Origin of the sequence: Escherichia sp. MOD1-EC5189, assembly GCF_002966045.1 — a bacterium.
GTDB classification, from domain to species: Bacteria; Pseudomonadota; Gammaproteobacteria; order Enterobacterales; family Enterobacteriaceae; genus Escherichia; species Escherichia coli_F.
Window position 1 is genome coordinate 67,329 of sequence record NZ_PTRX01000003.1, and the last position, 19,298, is coordinate 86,626.

At 48.4% G+C, this 19,298-nt stretch carries 23 protein-coding genes; 9 read left to right on the top strand and 14 right to left on the bottom strand.

The features are described from left to right. The first annotated feature begins 34 nt into the window (after positions 1 to 34). A complete protein-coding gene (rnd, locus tag ATB02_RS03270; protein WP_001303529.1) occupies positions 35 to 1,150 on the top strand; it encodes a ribonuclease D in 1,116 nt (371 codons plus the stop codon). Positions 1,151 to 1,192: 42 nt separating this feature from the next. Here the strand turns inward: rnd and yeaX are convergent, their stop codons facing one another. From yeaX to dmlA, 4 genes are all read right to left on the bottom strand, one after another. After that, positions 1,193 to 2,158 (bottom strand): carnitine monooxygenase reductase subunit YeaX, encoded by a 966-nt coding sequence (gene yeaX / locus ATB02_RS03275; protein ID WP_105271075.1) that lies wholly within the window; start codon positions 2,156 to 2,158, stop codon positions 1,193 to 1,195. A 55-nt stretch (positions 2,159 to 2,213) separates the two neighbouring features. Then, complete coding sequence (gene yeaW / locus ATB02_RS03280) at positions 2,214 to 3,338, bottom strand: carnitine monooxygenase, oxygenase subunit YeaW (RefSeq protein ID WP_105271076.1); 1,125 nt, start codon at positions 3,336 to 3,338, stop codon at positions 2,214 to 2,216. Positions 3,339 to 3,369: 31 nt separating this feature from the next. Continuing rightward, a complete protein-coding gene (gene yeaV / locus ATB02_RS03285; protein WP_105271077.1) occupies positions 3,370 to 4,980 on the bottom strand; it encodes a BCCT family transporter YeaV in 1,611 nt (536 codons plus the stop codon). A gap of 249 nt (positions 4,981 to 5,229) precedes the next feature. Further along, positions 5,230 to 6,315, bottom strand: coding sequence for a multifunctional D-malate/3-isopropylmalate/tartarate dehydrogenase (dmlA, locus tag ATB02_RS03290; RefSeq protein WP_000978494.1), 1,086 nt, complete (start codon positions 6,313 to 6,315; stop codon positions 5,230 to 5,232). Positions 6,316 to 6,417: 102 nt separating this feature from the next. Here dmlA and dmlR point away from each other — a divergent pair, with 102 nt between their 5' ends. The 5 genes from dmlR to ATB02_RS03320 all read left to right on the top strand — a co-directional run bounded on the left by dmlR (position 6,418) and on the right by ATB02_RS03320 (position 9,220). Continuing rightward, entirely contained in the window at positions 6,418 to 7,341 is a 924-nt protein-coding gene (gene dmlR, locus ATB02_RS03295; RefSeq protein WP_105271125.1) for a DNA-binding transcriptional regulator DmlR, read from the top strand. A gap of 126 nt (positions 7,342 to 7,467) precedes the next feature. Then, a complete protein-coding gene (leuE, locus tag ATB02_RS03300; protein ID WP_000457194.1) occupies positions 7,468 to 8,106 on the top strand; it encodes a leucine efflux protein LeuE in 639 nt (212 codons plus the stop codon). 172 nt (positions 8,107 to 8,278) lie between these two features. Next, complete coding sequence (gene yeaR / locus ATB02_RS03310) at positions 8,279 to 8,638, top strand: DUF1971 domain-containing protein YeaR (protein ID WP_000939313.1); 360 nt, start codon at positions 8,279 to 8,281, stop codon at positions 8,636 to 8,638. Between the two features lie 3 nt (positions 8,639 to 8,641). Further along, positions 8,642 to 8,824 (top strand): DUF1869 domain-containing protein, encoded by a 183-nt coding sequence (locus tag ATB02_RS03315; protein ID WP_000513737.1) that lies wholly within the window; start codon positions 8,642 to 8,644, stop codon positions 8,822 to 8,824. 147 nt (positions 8,825 to 8,971) lie between these two features. Beyond that, a complete protein-coding gene (locus ATB02_RS03320) occupies positions 8,972 to 9,220 on the top strand; it encodes a GlsB/YeaQ/YmgE family stress response membrane protein (RefSeq protein ID WP_000512153.1) in 249 nt (82 codons plus the stop codon). Positions 9,221 to 9,278: 58 nt separating this feature from the next. Here ATB02_RS03320 and yoaJ read toward each other — a convergent pair whose 3' ends face one another. From yoaJ to dgcP, 3 genes are read right to left on the bottom strand one after another with little or no spacing between them, the layout of a single operon-like run. Beyond that, positions 9,279 to 9,353, bottom strand: a complete 75-nt coding sequence (gene yoaJ, locus ATB02_RS03325; RefSeq protein WP_001386836.1) for a protein YoaJ — start codon at positions 9,351 to 9,353, stop codon at positions 9,279 to 9,281. Between the two features lie 2 nt (positions 9,354 to 9,355). Beyond that, positions 9,356 to 9,454, bottom strand: a complete 99-nt coding sequence (locus ATB02_RS03330) for a YoaK family small membrane protein (RefSeq protein ID WP_001219350.1) — start codon at positions 9,452 to 9,454, stop codon at positions 9,356 to 9,358. Positions 9,455 to 9,486: 32 nt separating this feature from the next. After that, complete coding sequence (gene dgcP, locus ATB02_RS03335) at positions 9,487 to 10,512, bottom strand: diguanylate cyclase DgcP (protein WP_024212062.1); 1,026 nt, start codon at positions 10,510 to 10,512, stop codon at positions 9,487 to 9,489. 182 nt (positions 10,513 to 10,694) lie between these two features. On the opposite strand from dgcP, the gene yoaF reads away from it, so the two are divergent. Continuing rightward, positions 10,695 to 10,949 carry a DUF333 domain-containing lipoprotein YoaF gene (gene yoaF / locus ATB02_RS03340; RefSeq protein WP_000691930.1) on the top strand — a complete coding sequence of 85 codons (255 nt, stop codon included), beginning with the start codon at positions 10,695 to 10,697 and terminating at the stop codon, positions 10,947 to 10,949. Between the two features lie 21 nt (positions 10,950 to 10,970). On the opposite strand, the gene ATB02_RS03345 is transcribed toward yoaF, so the two are convergent. Next, the gene (locus tag ATB02_RS03345; RefSeq protein ID WP_001025381.1) at positions 10,971 to 11,318 is read right to left on the bottom strand and encodes a DUF488 domain-containing protein; all 348 of its coding nucleotides are present in this window, start codon (positions 11,316 to 11,318) and stop codon (positions 10,971 to 10,973) included. Between the two features lie 54 nt (positions 11,319 to 11,372). Next, positions 11,373 to 12,554, bottom strand: coding sequence for a 2-nitroimidazole transporter (nimT, locus tag ATB02_RS03350; protein WP_000128492.1), 1,182 nt, complete (start codon positions 12,552 to 12,554; stop codon positions 11,373 to 11,375). Between the two features lie 96 nt (positions 12,555 to 12,650). Here nimT and nimR point away from each other — a divergent pair, with 96 nt between their 5' ends. Next, the gene (gene nimR / locus ATB02_RS03355; protein ID WP_088541815.1) at positions 12,651 to 13,472 is read left to right on the top strand and encodes a DNA-binding transcriptional regulator NimR; all 822 of its coding nucleotides are present in this window, start codon (positions 12,651 to 12,653) and stop codon (positions 13,470 to 13,472) included. On the opposite strand, the gene ATB02_RS03360 is transcribed toward nimR, so the two are convergent. Further along, positions 13,429 to 13,875, bottom strand: coding sequence for a DUF441 domain-containing protein (locus ATB02_RS03360; protein WP_000460707.1), 447 nt, complete (start codon positions 13,873 to 13,875; stop codon positions 13,429 to 13,431). The two genes, nimR and ATB02_RS03360, sit on opposite strands and share 44 nt — an antisense overlap. 169 nt (positions 13,876 to 14,044) lie before the next feature. Here ATB02_RS03360 and yoaI point away from each other — a divergent pair, with 169 nt between their 5' ends. Further along, the gene (yoaI, locus tag ATB02_RS03365) at positions 14,045 to 14,149 is read left to right on the top strand and encodes a small membrane protein YoaI (protein WP_000999630.1); all 105 of its coding nucleotides are present in this window, start codon (positions 14,045 to 14,047) and stop codon (positions 14,147 to 14,149) included. Here yoaI and yeaK read toward each other — a convergent pair whose 3' ends face one another. From yeaK to ATB02_RS03385, 4 genes are all read right to left on the bottom strand, one after another. Then, positions 14,150 to 14,653, bottom strand: coding sequence for a mischarged aminoacyl-tRNA deacylase (gene yeaK, locus ATB02_RS03370; RefSeq protein WP_000138043.1), 504 nt, complete (start codon positions 14,651 to 14,653; stop codon positions 14,150 to 14,152). 42 nt (positions 14,654 to 14,695) lie between these two features. Beyond that, positions 14,696 to 16,186: a diguanylate cyclase DgcJ gene (gene dgcJ, locus ATB02_RS03375; protein ID WP_088541816.1), complete on the bottom strand. Its 1,491-nt coding sequence runs from the start codon at positions 16,184 to 16,186 to the stop codon at positions 14,696 to 14,698. Between the two features lie 180 nt (positions 16,187 to 16,366). Beyond that, positions 16,367 to 17,710: a sensor domain-containing diguanylate cyclase gene (locus ATB02_RS03380; RefSeq protein ID WP_123059825.1), complete on the bottom strand. Its 1,344-nt coding sequence runs from the start codon at positions 17,708 to 17,710 to the stop codon at positions 16,367 to 16,369. Positions 17,711 to 17,987: 277 nt separating this feature from the next. Continuing rightward, entirely contained in the window at positions 17,988 to 19,271 is a 1,284-nt protein-coding gene (locus ATB02_RS03385; protein ID WP_032303191.1) for a YeaH/YhbH family protein, read from the bottom strand. Between the last annotated feature and the right edge of the window lie 27 nt (positions 19,272 to 19,298).

A 19,298-nucleotide genomic window follows, 5' to 3' on the forward strand; every position in this document is an offset into this window, starting at 1 on the left:
CGCCCACTAAAGAGAATACAATTTGAATTACCAAATGATTACCACGGACGATGCGCTGGCTTCTTTGTGTGAAGCTGTCCGTGCCTTTCCGGCGATAGCCCTGGATACTGAATTTGTTCGTACGCGCACCTATTACCCGCAGCTGGGTCTAATTCAACTTTTCGATGGCGAGCATCTGGCGCTAATTGATCCTCTCGGGATCACCGACTGGTCACCGCTGAAAGCGATCCTGCGCGATCCGTCCATCACAAAATTTCTCCATGCAGGCAGTGAAGATCTGGAAGTGTTCCTCAATGTCTTTGGCGAATTACCACAACCCCTGATTGACACGCAAATCCTTGCTGCCTTCTGCGGACGCCCGATGTCATGGGGTTTTGCTTCCATGGTGGAAGAGTATTCCGGCGTTACGCTGGACAAGAGTGAATCGCGCACCGACTGGCTGGCCAGACCGCTGACTGAACGTCAGTGTGAATACGCAGCGGCGGATGTCTGGTATCTGTTACCGATCACCGCAAAGCTTATGGTAGAAACGGAGGCCTCCGGCTGGCTACCTGCGGCGCTGGATGAATGCCGCCTGATGCAAATGCGTCGTCAGGAAGTCGTTGCGCCGGAAGATGCCTGGCGTGATATCACCAATGCCTGGCAGTTACGCACACGCCAGCTAGCCTGTTTGCAACTGTTAGCCGACTGGCGACTGCGCAAGGCGCGGGAGCGCGATTTGGCAGTGAACTTTGTTGTGCGTGAAGAGCATTTGTGGTCGGTAGCACGTTATATGCCGGGAAGTCTTGGCGAACTGGATAGCCTGGGCTTATCCGGTAGCGAAATCCGCTTCCACGGTAAAACGCTGCTGGCGCTGGTGGAAAAAGCGCAGACATTGCCGGAAGAGGCCTTACCGCAGCCGATGCTTAACCTGATGGACATGCCGGGTTATCGTAAAGCGTTTAAAGCGATTAAGTCGCTGATTACTGACGTGAGCGAAACACACAAGATCAGCGCCGAATTGCTGGCATCGCGTCGGCAAATCAACCAGCTGCTGAACTGGCACTGGAAACTGAAACCACAGAACAATTTGCCCGAGCTGATTTCCGGCTGGCGTGGTGAGCTGATGGCGGAAGCATTACACAATTTATTGCAGGAATATCCGCAGTAAAACCTTCCTGAGCCGGACAGGGTGTGTCCGGCTTGAGACAAACTACAAATCCAACACCAGGCGTTTACCCTTCGCGCGTGAACAACAGATCAACATACTTTGCTGGCTGGCACGCTCTTCATCGCTAAAATACTGATCCCGATGGTCAGCTTCACCTTCCAGTATTGCCGTTTCGCAGGTTCCGCATACCCCTTCACGACATAAACATTCCACTTTCGCTGCTTTACTATTTTCAATAACCTGCAAAATAGTCATCTCTTCCGGCACCACAAACTCTTTTCCGGAACGGGCAAGCACCAGCGTAAATGCATCGCCGGTTTTGTCTTCGATAGCAAATTGCTCAAAGTGCAGCGTATCGGTGGCGATGTCCAGACGCGCAGCTTCACTTCTTACCGCCTCATTTAGCGCCTCGGGGCCACAGGTATAAACATGTGTGCCAGGTTCGATATCCGCCAATAATCGCGCTAATTCCAGTCGTGTTCCGGTTGATGAATGATGCAAATGGACTTTCTCGGCCTGCGGATGCTGGACTAGCTCATCACGAAATGCGCAACTTTCTGGACTTCGCGAGCAGTAATGTAACTGCCAGTCGACGTCGCTGTATTGCAACTCTGCCATGTGCGACAGGAAAGGGGTGATACCAATACCGCCCGCGATAAACAGATGCTTTCTGGCCGAGGGAATTAGCGCAAACAGATTATTAGGCGTCGAAATGGTCAACCGATCGCCTGCTTTCACCTGCTGATGCAAAAAGCGCGAACCACCGCGCGAGTTTTCTTCCAGCCGAACGGCAATCTGATAACGAGACGTATCGAGTGGCGAACTCAGCAGTGAGTACGCATTGCTGTACTGGTTATCACCATCGCTCATCTGCACAATGATGTGACTTCCTCCAGTAAACGCAGGTAATGGTTTGCCATCGGTTGCCACCAGCGTGAAGCGTTTCACCTGTTCGGTAAGGGGGTCAACCTGACTCACCTGTACTTCAAACATTTGATAGTCTGACATTGCTGTACTCCATCAAAAATCAGCCCAGCGGCGGAAAATACCGCCGCCGATGTCATTAGTCCTTAAACACCTGCGCCAGCAGATTATGGAAATGGGCGATACCATGTTCGGAAATGCCACTACCGCTACTGTCGGCCATGATGCGCCCCTGACCACGATAGCCACGCGATTTCAGCCCTTTCTGTACGCTTTCAACCAGACGTAAATCTTCCGGACGGAACACATCGCGATACCACTCAATCAGCGATTTTTGCTCGTCGGTTAACTCTTCATTGGTGAAGTAAATATCGTAGTTTTGCAGGGTAGTTTCAGAATCCACCGGGAATTCATAAATGACCGTCATCATGCCTTTGATCGGGGTGACGTTCAGCATCGTGCACGGCCACAGCCAGAAACCGTGGAATGCCGCATCCGTACCCTCTTCAAATTTGAAAGACTGTTCGGACGGTTTGGCGAAACCGTATTGCAGCGTCCAGTTACCGTGCATGGTGTGCCAGTAACGATCAACCTGAACGGAGTCGGAGAAACCTGGATGCGCCGGACCACAGTGATAGCACTCGAGATAGTTATCGACAATGTTCTTCCAGTTGGCAGGCGTGCGGGTGGTAAAACGGGCCGCCAGTTTCAGGTTGTGGACTTCCGGGCAGGCTTCCAGCACTTTCTCTCCCAGACCGGGTAACTGATCTTCTACGCTGGTGGCGTTGGGGTCCATGTTGATGAAGACGAATCCGGCATATTCTTCCAGACGCACCGGAACCAGTTGCGCTTTGTCACTATCGAAATTGGCGACGTTTTCGCAGTTACGCGCATGGGCCAGGTTGCCATCGAGTTTGAATGCCCAGGCGTGATACGGGCAGGTAATCACATTTTTCGCTTTCCCTTCGCCGCTCAATAACTGATGACCACGGTGCGGGCAAACGTTATAGAACGCGCGCAAAACCTTATCACGACCGCGTACCAGCACGATGCTTTCGCCAATGATCTCACGCGTCACATAATCATTGGCATTCGCCAGTTCGCTGCTGTGAGCGACGCAAATCCAGCTTTTGGCGAAGACGTTCTCTTTTTCGTGTTCAAACGCGTTCTGATCGGTATAAAAACGGGCAGGAATGGTCCACGCCTCTTGTGGGTTAGCGCAAAAATTTTCGGGTAGTACAAAGTCAGGGCTCAGATTGCTCATAGGGATACCTTTATCGTTAGGATGATGGCGCTCAGTTGTCGCCTTTGAATACGGTTCCCGCAGGGAGCACTGGCGTTTTTTCCAGGGCTTCAACCGGTGTCTGCGGGAGATAATCTTCAACTTGATGAGCCGGAATGTCGGCGTAATCCTGTTTCAGCCAGCGAACAAATCCGCCGACTTTCACCAGTAAAATGGCGAGGAAGGGAAGGGCAGTGAGGACGACGGTAGTTTTCATTGTTTCCAGCGAAGCACCGGTAAACAAGATGGAAAGCGGGATCAGAGTGATCACTACGCACCAGAACAGACGCAGCCCACGGTCAGGATCGTCACCTTCCTGGAGATTACGCGTGCTGGTCGCCGCCATGGTGTAAGCCACCGCATCCATATGCGAGGCGAGGAAGATAATCATCACGCCCAGATAGGCCGCGAGGAACAATTTACCGGCTGGTAGAGACATCAGAACTTGCTGCACAGCTGTTTCGCCGCCCAGTGTTTCCAGCACCTGTGGGACGTTGATTACGCCATTGATAAACTGATGAATGGCATAGCTTTCCATTACACCGAAGAAGAACCAGCAACCGACAGTGCTGCCGAGGATCAGTCCCCAGATAACTTCTTTAATCTTTCGACCGCGCGAAACGCGGGTGACAAACATTGCTACACCGGGGGTGTATGAGATCCACCACAGCCAGTAGAAAACGGTCCAGTTGCGGGTAAATGAACCATCGCCAAGCGGATCGGTAAATAAGCTCATTTGCAGGAAGTTTTGCGTGGTCAGGCCGATGGCATTGATGATGCTGTTGGTAATAAATTCGGTTGGGCCGACAATCAGCACCAGTAATGGCAGCAGGAACGCGCCCCAGCCAACCATTTTGCTTAGACGTTGCAAACCGTTGTTGATACCAATCCACGAGCTTAGGCAAAAAATGCCGCCGGAAAGCAGGATCACAAATGCCTGTACGGTAAAGTTATCGGGTAAACCGGTCAGCGCGGAAAGCCCACGGGTAAAGGTTGCTGCGGTGACAACAAGGGAAATGGTCAGTGCGCCGACAGTGGCGATCAGGAACATCAAATCGACCAGTTTCCCCCACGGGCCTTGCGGGCGAACGCCGGTAATAGCAGCAATAATGCCGGAAAGGCTCAGCCCTTTATTTTTCCGCACATGAAAGTGATAAGCCATGATTAATGAGGCCAGCGTATAAGTTGCCCAGGCGCTGATGCCCCAGTGGAAGAAGGAGTAGGGAACGCTAAATTCGAGTGCCTGTTGTGAACGCGGTGCGATATTTAATCCAGGCGTTTGATAATAATAGGCCCATTCAGCAACCCCCCAATAAAGCGTAGAAGAACCTAAACCTGCACAAATAAACATAAACAGCCAGGAGAGCGTGCTGTATTCCGGTTTTCCTTCGCCAAGACGAATATTGCCGTATTTACTGGTGGCTAAATAAATCACCAGTCCCATTGCCAGCAAAACCAATACCTGTACGGCGGAACCTAACGTACGCGTAACAAAAGTGTATATTGCGTTGGCCGCGTCGGCCGATTGTTGTGGGAAAAGGCTTAATGCAGCTGCGATGAAAAGAATGGCCACCAGGCTGATGCTTATCAACGGCACATCTTTTTTCTTAACATTGCTCATCATGAGTCATCTCCTGGGCATAAAAGCCCGTCTCTGGCTTTTGCCAGTTGTAATTATTTGCAGGGTATGAGTTGTATGTTGTGTTTAACAAATTGATTATTTACATGTTACATAAATTAAACAATTAAGAATACGGAAAGCCATAAAACACGAAACGGAAACAATAAAAGGTGAAATGACGCAGGTTATTTACTGCAAAGAACGAATAAAAAAACCGCGTCAGTGACGCGGTTCAAATAAACTGGTTTGACCTTAACGCAAAATAATTTTGCAAATCGCGTCGGCAACCTGTGGCGTGGTGGCATTGCCTTTCATATCAGGTGTTTTCGGCCCGTGAGCAATCACTTCTTCAATCGCGGCCAGAATACCGTTATGCGCTTGCTGGAAACGCTCATCGCCATTGCCGAGAAAATCGAGCATCATTGCACCGGCCCAAATCGTGGCGATAGGGTTAGCAATATTTTTCCCGTAGATATCCGGCGCGGAACCGTGGACTGGCTCGAAGAGCGACGGGAAAGTGCGTTCGGGATTCAGGTTGGCGGATGGGGCAATGCCAATGGTGCCGGTGCAGGCCGGGCCAAGATCGGAAAGGATATCGCCAAACAAATTGGACGCCACTACCACATCGAAGCGTTCCGGCTGCATCACAAAACGTGCGCAGAGAATGTCAATATGCTGCTTGTCCCAGCGGATCTCCGGGTAATTCTCAGCCATTGCTTCCACTCGCTCATCCCAGTACGGCATGCTGATGGCTAAACCGTTCGATTTAGTGGCAGAAGTTAGCGTCTTACGTGGGCGGCTTTGCGCAAGTTCAAAGGCATAGCGCAAAATACGATCGACACCACGACGAGTAAATACCGATTCCTGAATGACGACTTCATGCTCTGTACCTTCATTCACTCTACCGCCGAGCGAGGAATATTCGCCTTCGGTGTTTTCCCTGACCACGTAAAAATCGATGTCGCCAGGCTGTTTTCCCGCCAGCGGGCAGGGAACGCCAGGAAAGAGACGAACCGGGCGCAGGTTGACGTACTGGTCGAACTCACGACGAAATTTCAGCAGCGAACCCCACAACGAAATATGGTCCGGAACGGTATCCGGCCAGCCGACGGCACCAAAATAGATGGCGTCGAAACGGCTAAGTTGCTCATGCCAGTCGTCCGGCATCATTTTACCGTGATGGCTGTAATACTCGCAGCTCGCCCACTCCATTTGCTCAAAACTCAAGGCGAAGCCCCAGCGCTCAGCGGCAGCCTGTAACACGCGAATCCCTTCAGGAAGGACTTCTTTGCCAATCCCGTCTCCCGGGATCGCAGCAATACGCATCGTTTTCATCATTGGGTTCTCACTTCCTGACCATCAAAATTGACAATACCCTCATCCTATAATTGACTGAAAAGGAATTAATCCCCGTAACTGGTGAAACATAAAACACGAATCATGAATAATTTACCGCTGCTGAACGATTTGCGCGTCTTTATGCTGGTGGCTCGCCGGGCTGGTTTTGCCTCCGTGGCAGAAGAATTGGGCGTTTCACCGGCGTTCGTCAGCAAGCGCATCGCCTTGCTGGAGCAAACGCTAAATGTGGTGTTGTTACACCGCACCACCCGCCGCGTCACTATTACCGAAGAAGGAGAGCGGATTTATGAATGGGCGCAGCGAATTTTGCAAGATGTCGGCCAGATGATGGACGAGCTTTCTGACGTACGTCAGGTGCCGCAGGGGATGTTGCGTATTATCAGCAGCTTTGGTTTTGGACGGCAGGTGGTGGCTCCGGCGTTATCGGCGTTGGCGAAGGCGTATCCGCAACTGGAATTACGTTTTGATGTGGAAGACCGGTTGGTCGATTTGGTCAATGAAGGTGTTGATCTCGATATTCGCATTGGCGATGACATCGCCCCTAATTTAATCGCCCGCAAACTGGCGACCAATTACCGCATTCTCTGCGCTTCGCCGGAATTTATTGCGCAATATGGCACGCCGAAACATTTAACCGACCTTTCTGCATTGCCATGTCTGGTCATTAAAGAGCGCGATCATCCTTTTGGTGTCTGGCAATTACGCAATAAAGAAGGCCACCATGCGATTAAAGTCACCGGCCCGCTGTCGTCTAATCATGGAGAAATTGTCCATCAGTGGTGTCTCGATGGGCAGGGGATTGCTCTGCGCTCCTGGTGGGATGTTAGCGAAAATATTGCCAGTGGACATTTAGTGCAAGTGCTACCGGAGTATTACCAGCCAGCAAATGTCTGGGCCGTTTATGTTTCAAGGCTGGCGACGTCAGCGAAAGTGCGGATAACGGTAGAATTTTTACGCCAGTATTTTGCCGAGCACTACCCGAATTTTTCACTGGACCACGCCTGATTAATGATTCAATTATCGGGTTGATATCAGGTTAAACCCTGATTTTCTCCTTTCTAAGCCGCTAGAGATTGGTTAGCATATTCACCTTTAATCGCGCATGATCGATAGCTAATTAAAGAGGTTAATGTGTTCGCTGAATACGGGGTTCTGAATTACTGGACCTATCTGGTTGGGGCCATTTTTATTGTGTTGGTGCCAGGGCCAAATACCCTGTTTGTACTCAAAAATAGCGTCAGTAGCGGTATCAAAGGCGGTTATCTTGCGGCCTGTGGCGTATTTATTGGCGATGCGGTATTGATGTTTCTGGCATGGGCTGGAGTGGCGACATTAATTAAGACCACCCCGATATTATTCAACATTGTACGTTATCTTGGTGCATTTTATTTGCTCTATCTGGGGAGTAAAATTCTCTACGCGACCCTGAAGGGTAAAAATAGCGAGGTCAAATCCGACGAGCCCCAATACGGTGCCATCTTTAAGCGCGCGTTAATTTTGAGCCTGACTAATCCGAAAGCCATTTTGTTCTATGTGTCGTTTTTTGTACAGTTTATCGATGTTAATGCACCACATACGGGAATTTCATTCTTTATTCTGGCGACGACGCTGGAACTGGTGAGTTTCTGCTATTTGAGCTTCCTGATTATTTCTGGTGCTTTTGTCACGCAGTACATCCGTACCAAAAAGAAACTGGCTAAAGTGGGCAACTCACTGATTGGTTTGATGTTTGTGGGTTTCGCCGCCCGACTGGCGACGCTCCAGTCCTGATGCATTCAGCCCGCGTTGTCGCGGGCTTCCCACCTGTAATCCTCCCTGATTCTTCTCTGATACGGTGCTAAAAAGTAACCAATAAATGGTATTTAAAATGCAAATTATCAGGCGTACCCTAAAACGGCTGGAATAAACCGTTTTCAGCGCATTCACCGAAGGAGGGAAAAGGATGCTGCAAATCCCACAGAATTATATTCATACGCGCTCAACGCCTTTCTGGAATAAACAAACTGCGCCTGCCGGAATATTCGAACGTCATCTTGATAAAGGAACGCGCCCGGGGGTTTACCCACGCCTTTCCGTTATGCATGGGGCGGTCAAATATCTCGGCTACGCTGATGAACACAGTGCAGATCCTGATCAAGTGATCCTTATCGAAGCGGGGCAGTTTGCGGTGTTCCCTCCAGAAAAGTGGCACAACATTGAAGCCATGACTGACGACACTTATTTCAACATTGACTTCTTCGTTGCTCCTGAAGTCCTGATGGAAGGCGCGCAACAACGAAAAGTCATTCATAACGGGAAATGAATCATGGGCAAAGCAACGTATACCGTGACCGTCACCAATAACAGTAATGGCGTTTCTGTCGATTATGAAACAGAGACGCCGATGACTTTGCTGGTGCCAGAAGTGGCGGCTGAAGTGATAAAAGATCTGGTGAATACCGTGCGTTCTTATGACACGGAAAACGAACATGATGTTTGTGGTTGGTAATTATCACTGATCGTAGATGGCGCAATTTCTGCGCCATCGCAAAAAAATCCTCCGTGATGCTTGTCACAAATCTTGCCCTCCTGATGTTGTGCTATGCTTTTTATCAGCGACTAACCCGCTAATGCAAAACAGATAAGTGAGGAAACAATGGGCATTCTGTCATGGATTATTTTTGGGCTTATTGCCGGTATTCTGGCGAAGTGGATCATGCCAGGTAAAGATGGTGGTGGATTCTTTATGACTATCCTGCTGGGGATAGTCGGTGCCGTAGTCGGCGGATGGATCAGCACGCTGTTTGGCTTTGGTAAAGTCGATGGCTTCAATTTTGGCAGCTTCGTGGTTGCCGTTATTGGTGCGATTGTCGTGCTGTTTATCTACAGAAAGATCAAAAGTTAACGCGTAAATTGCACAAAGGCTGCACACAGGCAGCCTTTGCTATTTTTTAGATGTGACGTTACCACCATCCCAACTCAGTGCCGAGAACGACAATAATCGCTACGCCCATCATAATAATCGTTGTTTTTTTCATCTTTATGCTCCCGGGGCAGCATAGCCGCCAATAAAAAACCATGCTAAAAATACGACCGCTGTAATAAAGATTACAACCGGAAAAATAATACCGATTCGCATGTTATCACCAATCAAAAGGATGTGAATACGCCTCAGGAATGTAGCGCTGAATGCGCGACAAAAGGTGTTTTCTGTTTGTGTTTTTTCTCCTGATACATCGCGATATCGGCAGCATGCAGGGCGCTGTCTGCATCGGTCGTTTCAGGATCGACTTCTACTATGCCAAGACTGGCACCAGGATAATACAAATCAACATCACCTAAGTGATATTCTCCGCGTATTTGCTGTTGAATACGTTCTCGCAGCGATGGAATATCCGCATTCTCATTGTTCAGTGAAACAACCAAAAACTCATCACCGCCGAGACGACCAATAACTTCGCCATTTTGCTGGAGCGTATTAAGGCGCTCGCCAACCTGAATAAGAAACAGATCGCCACTATTATGACCAAAACGATCATTGATTAATTTGAAGTTATCCAGATCGATAAATGCGATCATTATCTTATGGTTAAGATGCCTCGCAAGAGAAAACAGCGTCGTCAGGTTTTCAAAAATCGCCCGCCGATTCGGTAGCCCGGTTAACGAGTCGGTATACGATTGCGCAATCAGTGCGGCATTGGCTTCGCGCAGCTGTTCAACCAGCGCCTCTTTTTGAATATATTGTGCAATCAGTCCGGCGAATAACTGCAAAACCTGTTCCGCGCGTTCACTCCACTGGCGCTTCTCACTGCTGGCGGCGCAAAGCGTGCCATAGAATGATCCATCCGGTAAGTGAATTGGCGTGCTCAGAAATGTGGTGATGCCAAGATTGCGTGCCGCAATACAGTCGCCCCAACGGTCGGGGACTTCATCGCTGAAAAAGCAGTTTTCATCAATGGCGCGTTTGCATAACGAGTAATCCCACGAGACGGTAAAATTCTCCGGGATGTGCATTTTCTGGCTGTTACGGGCAAACATTATATGCTGCAGGCGCGCTTCGACATCCACTTTGGTCAGGTAGGTTGATTCCATATCAGTGACCATTTCCAGCATCTCCAGAAGCTGTCGGACCAGACTTTCCAGTGACTGTTCTTTGGCAAGGGATTGCGAGACGCGGGCGATAATCTGATCTGACACGAAACAACTCCAGGATACGGCGGGTAAATGCTGATTATTTAATCTTTGCAGGCATGATAAAACATCATCAACAAAGATGAAACAAGACGTAATATGTTTTGAGTGAATGTAATAAAAATAGTGCTGCAAAACAAAACGATACCGCGATACTCTAAGCCTGGATAAATATGTGAGATCAATAAATGAAAATTATCAGTTTTGTTCTGCCTTGCTTGCTGGTCCTGGCTGGTTGTTCAACCCCTTCTCAGCCAGAAGCACCTAAACCGCCGCAGATTGGTATGGCAAATCCGGCGTCGGTCTATTGCCAGCAGAAGGGCGGGACGCTCATTCCTGTGCAGACAGCGCAAGGGGTCAGCAACAATTGCAAATTACCGGGCGGTGAAACGATTGATGAATGGGCATTGTGGCGACGGGACCATCCGGCTGGTGAAAAATAACCGCCGGATGCTGCACTAAAATCACAAGCTACGTAGCCAGTCTGCCAGCACCAGCGCATGGTTCTGCGTGGTGTTTTTTGCTGAGTAGAGCAGGGTTAGCGGCTGTTTTTTGGCGATGTCTGCCAGCCGCTTTCCTTCTTGCTCGTGTTGCGCCAGTTCTGCAAGATATTGCTCGCGAAAGGTTGCAAAATCGACGACTTCGCCGTGAAAGGCTTTGCGCAGCTCCGTTGACGGCGTGATTTCTTTATCCCACTCATCAAGGGCTAAATCGGTTTTTTTGATACCGCGTGGCCAGAGGCGGTCGACCAGTACGCGATAACCATCGCTCTGTTCAGCCGGATCATAAACGCGTTTGCACTGAATGTTCATCGTATTTGTTCTCCCTTTCACGCATGATTTGTCACGTCACTATAGCACCGGATATTAGCGAATTTCTTTGTCTCTCCCGGCGCAAAGTCCGAAAATCGCCATCAGTAGTGAAAGTATGGCAACACCCATCAATGGTATGGACCAGTCACCGTTAGTATCGTGTATTTTACCCATCAGCGGCGGCCCACAGGCTGCCAGCAAATACCCGACGGATTGTGCCATCCCCGACAGTGCCGCCGCCTGATGCGCAGAACTTGCCCGCAGACCAATGAACGTCAACCCCAGTATCATTGTTGCGCCGGAACCAAAACCGAAAAGCAGAGTCCAGGTGATCGCGTGTGCTGGCATAAAGCAGAGCCCAACCGCGCCCACTGCGCACATCAAGGCAACGAACGCTGCAATACCACGCTGATCTTTCACATGATGTAAGAAAAGTGGGATCAGCAAACCGGGAGCTGCTGTGGCTAGTTGCAGCAAACCATGCAGTGAACCCGCCTGTGCTTCGCTATAGCCGTGACTGATGAGGATCGCCGGAAGCCAGCCAATAATCACGTAATAGACGAGTGAGTTGATCCCAAGAAACAATGTTACCTGCCAGGCAAGCGGCGAACGCCAGATACCCCGAGTATGTAAGGCGCGTGAGGTACTCAAATTTGCATGTTGTTGACTTCGCCACTGTGGCAGCCATAAAAAAAGAGCCAGCAGAGGAAAACACATCAGCATGAGCAACGCGCCTTGCCAGCCAAAACCGTTCAAAGCCAGCGGCACGACCATAGCCGATCCCAGTGCCGCCGCAGCTCCCATTGTCAGGGAATATGCGCCGGTAAGTCTGGCGACAGAATGAGGGAAATCGCGTTTAATTAATCCTGGCAGTAAGACATTGCCTAATGCAATCCCACCGCCAATGACCGCTGTACCGCCAAATAATAAGTAAGGCGAAGGGAGAGAGCGAATTGCAATACCAGCACAGATCAAAAGTAACGCGGCAAACAGGCTACGTTCCATACCAAAACGTCGCGCCACCGGGGCGGCCAGCGGTGAGATTAGCGCAAAGGCTAATAATGGCAGGGTGGTCAATAAGCCGGTTTGCGCCGTCGTTAGCGAGTAAGCGGAACGAATCGTATCCAGTAACGGTGCTGCGCCGGTAAAGGTGACGCGTAATGTTGTGGCAATCATCAGAATGCCAGCGATAAGGACAATCCTGTTTTTACCGCTTAATGAAGTTGAACAGGTCATATGCTTCTCATTGTTACAAACGAGGCTGTACCTTACCGTTTTTATTGTTATGTTGAATCAAGCTAAAATGACAAAATATCGCTAAATTCGGACAAAATGATGCACAGGTTGAATCTCAATGGCTATGAACCCGACCGACACCATGAAGCCGCGGTCGCATTTTGTATTCACGCCGGAACGGATGAGTTAACCAGTCCTGTACATAAGCACCGCAAAGGGCAGTTGATACTGGCACTACATGGTGCAATTACCTGTACGGTGGAAAATGCTTTGTGGATGGTGCCGCCACAATATGCGGTTTGGATACCGGGCGGGGTGAAACATAGCAATCAAGTGACAGCTAACGCTGAACTCTGTTTTCTGTTTATCGAACCCAGCGCAGTGACAATGCCGACAACATGTTGCACATTGAAAATATCGCCCTTATGCCGGGAATTAATTTTAACCCTGGCAAACAGGACGACGACTCAGCGTGCTGAGCCGATGACCCGCAGATTAATTCAGGTCCTGTTTGATGAACTCCCTCAGCAGCCACAACAACAGCTGCACCTGCCCGTTTCTTCTCATCCTAAAATCCGCACGATGGTGGAGATGATGGCGAAAGAGCCCGTCGAGTGGGGCTCATTGGGGCAATGGGCTGGCTTTTTTGCGATGAGTGAACGCAATCTTGCCCGGCTGATAGTGAAAGAGACGGGGTTGAGTTTTCGCCAGTGGCGTCAGCAGTTACAGCTGATTATGGCGCTTCAGGGATTAGTGAAAGGCGATACTGTACAGAAAGTTGCTCATACGCTGGGGTATGATTCAACAACGGCCTTTATTACTATGTTTAAGAAAGGCCTGGGGCAAACGCCAGGCCGATATATTGCGGGATTAACTACTGTTTCCCCACAATCAGCGAAACCAGACCCGCGGCAATAAGCGGGCCAACCGGTACGCCGCGAAATAGCGCCACGCCCAAAACAGTGCCCACCAGCAGCCCGGCGACCAGTTGCGGCTGGCTGCCCATTAACGTCACGCCGCGCCCACCTAGCCAGGAGACAATAACGCCTACTGCAATTGCCACCAGCGATTTCCAGTTCAGAAACGAGTGAATCAGGGTTGAGGGCGGTAGCGTCCCGCTGGCGATGGGGGCCATAACGCCAATCGTCAGAATGATTATCCCGATACTTAGCCCCTGTTTTTCAATCCACGGGAAAAAGGTGCTTAACGGTGTGACGCGGACAATGATTAACACCAGAATTGAAACGGCGACAGTGGTGTTATGACTGATAAAGCCCAGCGCAGCTAACCCGAGCAGGATCAGCAAAGTGACATCAAACATCGTGGTTTCCTTGCCAAAAAATAATAAGCCTGCTTACTTTACGCTTGCTGCAGGAAGGAAGTAGAAAATCTTTACGTTTTTTGCATAAAAAATCAGGCGAACTGTCATCAAACTGCCATTTGTGCACGCTAACAATAACGTGAAAACAGCTATCTCCCCGGGGCATACTATGAACGATCAAATGTTTGTCGAGACACTGATTATCACGTCATCGTTTTTTGCCATTGCTGTTGTGCTGGTTTTGTCCGTTCTGCTTATTGAACGGACAGGCTAGTTACGCAGTGCGGCGGAAATTGACCAGTTCTGGTTGCGCAATGCGCAAATAATCCGCGGTTTTCAAAATAACGGATTTATCCAGCATGCCTGCATTGAAGGCGATTTCATCAAATCGTTCGAAGAGTAGGGGATCGGCAACCAGTTTGAGTTTTGGATGGAAGCTGAAAGGGGGGATCGCGCCGAAGACACAGCCTGTGAGTTCATCGACTTCCGCCGGGCTGGCCAACGAAGCGCGTAATCCGCCTATATGGCTGGCGAGTTGGCTCAGATCGGCCTGTTGATCGGCCGCGAGGATCGCCAGAACATGTTGATTTACACCATTGCCTTTGACTTTACATACCAGTGCCTTAGCCCCCTGGCCTAAAGCGGTGCCACGAATTTCTGACACCGCTTCACATTTACCTACCGCTTCATGGGTAACGACGCGGAAGTCAGCACCTTCTTGTGATAATAAAGCGATTAACCGCTGATGCGTCACGCTTCCTTTAGCCATTTCAGTCATTTCATGCTCCTGAGATTACAAGCAAACAACCACAGAAGGTTATCATGAACGGCTGTTTTTGTTCTGCTTATTGACATATAAACGCTCATCGGAAGCTTTATATGCATCATGTAACGTATCGTTTTCTTTCATCGCGTAAATACCGGAAGAGAAGCCGATCTCTTTCTGAGGCGCGATATGTTGCAGACGTTTTTCGATACGTTCAGGCAGTTGTGCTGCAATTTGCGGCGTCGAATCGACAAGAATGATGCAGAATTCATCGCCACCGAGTCGGATGGCATAATCACTTTTACGAATCGACTGTTTAATCGCCTGAGCTAATAACGTAATCGCTAAATCCCCCTCCTGATGACCGAGGGTGTCATTTATTTGCTTTAACTTGTCCATGTCAATTGCAATAAACATCACCGAAGAACCGGATTGCACCAGTTTTTGCAACCGCTGCTCCAGTTCAGGGGTTAAAATTTTGCGATTATACAGTCCGGTCATCGCATCACTAATATTTTCTCGCGACACATTTTGGTATAAACGGAAGTGCATCCGGACCATATTCAGCAAAATTAACGCCGTCAAAATCCAGAACAGAACGCTTTTCCACGAAGACGTGATAAAGTAAAGAATATCAATGGATAACGAGACACGAATACCGCCCGGTAAGTCATGGACGTAACTGACATACTGGAACAGATTATCTTCGCTCTGGTTGATGATAATGTCGCGCCCTGAATCTGTATCAGTTAGCGTGACATTGAGAAAACGCCAGAGGAGAGGGCGGTCATGCGTGTAAAAGATATTCCGCAGATTGTTTTTGTTAATATCCAGCAGCACAATCCCTTTTAGCTGCCCTGCGACATATACCGGCGTCAGCAAACTCATCACGTTCTGTTTAGTACGCTGATCCTGGTAAATGCTCGATAATACGGTGCGACCGGTAAAAACTTTTTCAATATCTTTGCGATCGATGCCAATGCTTCCTGACTGCAGGAAGGACCAGTTATTCATCGCAAAGTACTCAACATTAACCGGCTCATAAAAATAGACATAGAGGTCATTGAGATCGAGATAATAGTGAAATTTCTCTTCGGCCATTCCAAGACCTGAACCATAATCATCCTGGTGGCGGTTGCCTTCCACTGCCTGATCAAAAGCGGGTAATAGTGCCGCAGCTTCCACAATTGTGTCGCAGTCAGTGGATGCGGTTTGTAGTGTACCGTGTAAGCCCGTGTACTTATGGGCAGTCAGGTTTAAACCATGGGTATTATTGGCAGACTCAAAAGCCTCGCAGATGGCGCGCCGCTGTTCTGGCGACACTTCCGACTGCTCAGCAGCGAGAGCGCGCATCACATGCGCGGCAATGCTCTGATTCTGATACTTATCATAAAGAAAGGAGGAGTCTGCTCTCTGCACGATATAGCGCAGATAGGCACTCATTGCTCTGTCGCTGGCGACAAGTTCAAAAATAAGGAAGGAAGATGTCAGCACAATGACACTTGCGGCGATAAAATGCCGGAGCATTCTATGGTGCAATTTCATGATAAATGGCACTCCTTCGGTTAGTGAAACGAGAAAACCAGATAAAGTTCGATTGCGGCCTGGCACAGGGGCGCTAATTATACTCATCTCTGCGCCGCTGGGGAGGGGAAATTTAGGGGTAATAGTAATAAATTGTATGCAAAAGCCACGCAAAAAGCATGGCTCTGAATATTTTTGCACTTAAATATGATGAATAATCACTTTGTTGCCCCCCTCGCTTTTCGCTTCGCGTAAGGCTTTATCTGCTTCCGTCATGACAAGCGAGATATTACGCGTGTCACCCGTTGAAAAAACCGTGCCAATACTGATGGTCATTTGTTCAGGAACATCATATCTGTTACTAAAACCGGTCAGGAGTTCGACATTTTTACGCATACGTTCCGCAATGATTTTTGCCTGGGCACTATTGAGTTCGGTAAATAGCAAGCCAAACACCTCACCCTCCAGTCGCGCTAAAATATCATCGGGGCGGATGCTTTGCTGGATAATATCGACAATTGAAACCAGCACTTTATCACCCACACGATGTCCCCATTGGGCATTGATGCGCTTGAACTGATTAATATCAACCAGCATGACACAAAAGTCCTTAACAACAGGTCGCGACAATAATGACTCTACGCTGTTGAAAAAGTAGCGCCGATTATAAATATTGGTCAGTACATCATGAACTGCCAGTTTGCTGGAGAGTTGCAGTTCCTGAAAAATGTTATAAATCAGAAAAGACACAACAAACAGTTTACTGGAAACTTCAATCCCGCGACTGATATACCAGATGGTGTAATTATACTCATCCAGAGTCAGTAGAAGTAAGTTGCAGCATAGCGATGCCAGACATAATAATGCTATTAACGGCCATAGTTCGCTGGCTAATCGTGTACGCATGATAATAAAGAACAGTAAAAATGCCCACAAACAAACCAATATTTTTGTATAGTTGATTCCCCAGGTCGCAGTATGGTTGTCCGGACAGTAATCGACGACATACAAAGAATAGTCAGCGTTATAACTGCTCAGATTGTGTGCCAGAAGGGGAAAAACTAAAAAAGGAATCAGCGCCAGCAACAGAATGCCAGTTTTTTTCTTATTGTTGTCAAGGATGTTGTCTTTCCCATAACAAAAGAGCGCCAGCGAGGTTAAACAAATGAAACTGAGTTGGCGGAAAATATAGAAAATAGAAACATCATTCGACTTTGTCTGGATCAGTGTACTGCCGTTGATTGGTTTATGGATAATTACAATGGTTTCAACTAAATAGATAAGGCCACTTAAAAATGCAAGGCTTAAAATGAGTGTTGGTAAAATTTGTTTGTTAGTGAAATACTTCATTAACATGAAAAGAAAAATGACGGCGTTAAGGAAAAACAAAGCCACAACAACCATCAGGTAATTCATCTGTGGGATGAGTTTTACATTCGTGTTTTCGTTATATAAGGTGGTGATGCAAAATAAAATTAACGTCAGCAATAAGCTGAAAATAAAAAAGCCTTGAGCTTTTAATTTTTGTGTACCCATAGAAACCATAAAAAGGAGAGCAATGTGAGTGCTGGATTTTATTGATGGCAGAGATATATGGTTTTGACCAGGATCAATTTTCGGTAACGATGCAAAATAATTAAAGAATAACACGGGTAAATACGTGTTGAACGAAGCATTTTTCCGAATGATTGTTTTCTGGAACTAAATTGTGTAAAGGTTATGCTGTCATATTTAAAGCGATTGTAAGTTAATGTATATAATAAATGAGATGATTTACAGTGTGCTAAAAAACAGCCAGGCGACGATGACCCGGCTGATAGTTTTAGTCTTTGGTTGTTGCATTTTGTTTATGAAATAGTTCACGGAACACCGGATAAATATCATCCTGGTCGCGGATATGCTGCATCGCAAAATTGTCGAAAGTAGATTGCAGATGTTCATATTCTCGCCACAGTGTCTGATGAGCGCGACGGGTAATTTCGATATAGCTGTAATAACGAACAACGGGCAATAATTTTTTCGCCAGGATTTCATGGCAAAGTGGAGAGTCATCGGCCCAGTTATCGCCGTCCGATGCTTGTGCCGCGTAAATATTCCATTGCGCCGGGTTATAACGCTCTTTCACCACTTCATCCATCAGTTTCAGGGCGCTGGAAACAATGGTACCGCCAGTTTCCTGTGAGTAGAAAAACTCATGTTCATCGACTTCTTTCGCCTGGGTATGGTGCCGGATGTAAACGACTTCCACGTTCTTATACGTTCTGCTAAGGAACAGATACAGCAGAATATAAAAACGCTTAGCCATATCTTTAGTGGACTGATCCATTGAACCCGAAACGTCCATCAGGCAAAACATCACTGCCTGGCTGGAGGGATCGGGTCGTTTTTCGTAGTTCTTGTAACGTAAATCGAAGGTGTCAATAAAAGGGACGCGTTCAATTTTGGCACGTAATTCTGCAATTTCTTTGCGCAGACGTTCCTCTTCCAGTAGTTGCGCAGGCTCACTGTTGCTGATGATGGCCAAATTCTCTTCCAGCGCATGAAGTTCCCGCCGCTTGCCCGCCGTCATGGCTGTGCGTCGCGCCAGTGAGTTCTGCAATGAACGCACAACGCTGATATTGGCAGGAACGCCGTTAGCGGTATAACCCGCCCGATGCGTTTTATATTCGGTCAGCTGGCGTTGTTGGTTTTGTTTCAGATTCGGTAAGGCCAAATCTTCAAAGAGCAGATCAAGATACTCATCTTTCGAAATCTGAAAGACAAATTCATCCTGACCTTCACCATCCTGGCTGGCCTGGCCCTGACCACTGCCGGAACCACCGCCGCCGCCCTGGGGGCGTTCAATGCGGTCATTCTGGACGAAATGGTCATTGCCCGGATGAACGCGGTGGCGCAGGCCGCCACGTCCCTGATGAAACATCGGTTCGCTAATATCTTCCGTTGGAATGGATACGGACTCGCCGCTGTCGACGTCAGTCACCGAACGCTTATTAATGGCCTCGGAGATCGACTGTTTAATTTGCGCTTTATAACGGCGTAAAAAACGCTGGCGATTCACCATGCTTTTGTTTTTGCCGTTCAGACGCCGGTCAATAAACCAGGTCATATGCCCCCCGTACTACATTTGCCAACT

Coding starts and splice junctions, on each gene's coding strand:
- dmlR (WP_105271125.1), top strand. CDS start 6,418: ATGAATAATTTACCGCTGCTGAACGATTTGCGCGTCTTTATGCTGGTG.
- ATB02_RS03385 (WP_032303191.1), bottom strand. CDS start 19,271: ATGACCTGGTTTATTGACCGGCGTCTGAACGGCAAAAACAAAAGCATG.
- yoaF (WP_000691930.1), top strand. CDS start 10,695: ATGAAAATTATCAGTTTTGTTCTGCCTTGCTTGCTGGTCCTGGCTGGT.
- nimT (WP_000128492.1), bottom strand. CDS start 12,554: ATGACCTGTTCAACTTCATTAAGCGGTAAAAACAGGATTGTCCTTATC.
- yeaV (WP_105271077.1), bottom strand. CDS start 4,980: ATGATGAGCAATGTTAAGAAAAAAGATGTGCCGTTGATAAGCATCAGC.
- ATB02_RS03360 (WP_000460707.1), bottom strand. CDS start 13,875: ATGTTTGATGTCACTTTGCTGATCCTGCTCGGGTTAGCTGCGCTGGGC.
- nimR (WP_088541815.1), top strand. CDS start 12,651: ATGATGCACAGGTTGAATCTCAATGGCTATGAACCCGACCGACACCAT.
- yeaX (WP_105271075.1), bottom strand. CDS start 2,158: ATGTCAGACTATCAAATGTTTGAAGTACAGGTGAGTCAGGTTGACCCC.
- yeaW (WP_105271076.1), bottom strand. CDS start 3,338: ATGAGCAATCTGAGCCCTGACTTTGTACTACCCGAAAATTTTTGCGCT.
- ATB02_RS03380 (WP_123059825.1), bottom strand. CDS start 17,710: ATGGTTTCTATGGGTACACAAAAATTAAAAGCTCAAGGCTTTTTTATT.
- ATB02_RS03320 (WP_000512153.1), top strand. CDS start 8,972: ATGGGCATTCTGTCATGGATTATTTTTGGGCTTATTGCCGGTATTCTG.
- yeaK (WP_000138043.1), bottom strand. CDS start 14,653: ATGACTGAAATGGCTAAAGGAAGCGTGACGCATCAGCGGTTAATCGCT.
- yoaI (WP_000999630.1), top strand. CDS start 14,045: ATGAACGATCAAATGTTTGTCGAGACACTGATTATCACGTCATCGTTT.
- yeaR (WP_000939313.1), top strand. CDS start 8,279: ATGCTGCAAATCCCACAGAATTATATTCATACGCGCTCAACGCCTTTC.
- ATB02_RS03315 (WP_000513737.1), top strand. CDS start 8,642: ATGGGCAAAGCAACGTATACCGTGACCGTCACCAATAACAGTAATGGC.
- ATB02_RS03345 (WP_001025381.1), bottom strand. CDS start 11,318: ATGAACATTCAGTGCAAACGCGTTTATGATCCGGCTGAACAGAGCGAT.
- dgcJ (WP_088541816.1), bottom strand. CDS start 16,186: ATGAAATTGCACCATAGAATGCTCCGGCATTTTATCGCCGCAAGTGTC.
- ATB02_RS03330 (WP_001219350.1), bottom strand. CDS start 9,454: ATGCGAATCGGTATTATTTTTCCGGTTGTAATCTTTATTACAGCGGTC.
- dmlA (WP_000978494.1), bottom strand. CDS start 6,315: ATGATGAAAACGATGCGTATTGCTGCGATCCCGGGAGACGGGATTGGC.
- rnd (WP_001303529.1), top strand. CDS start 35: ATGATTACCACGGACGATGCGCTGGCTTCTTTGTGTGAAGCTGTCCGT.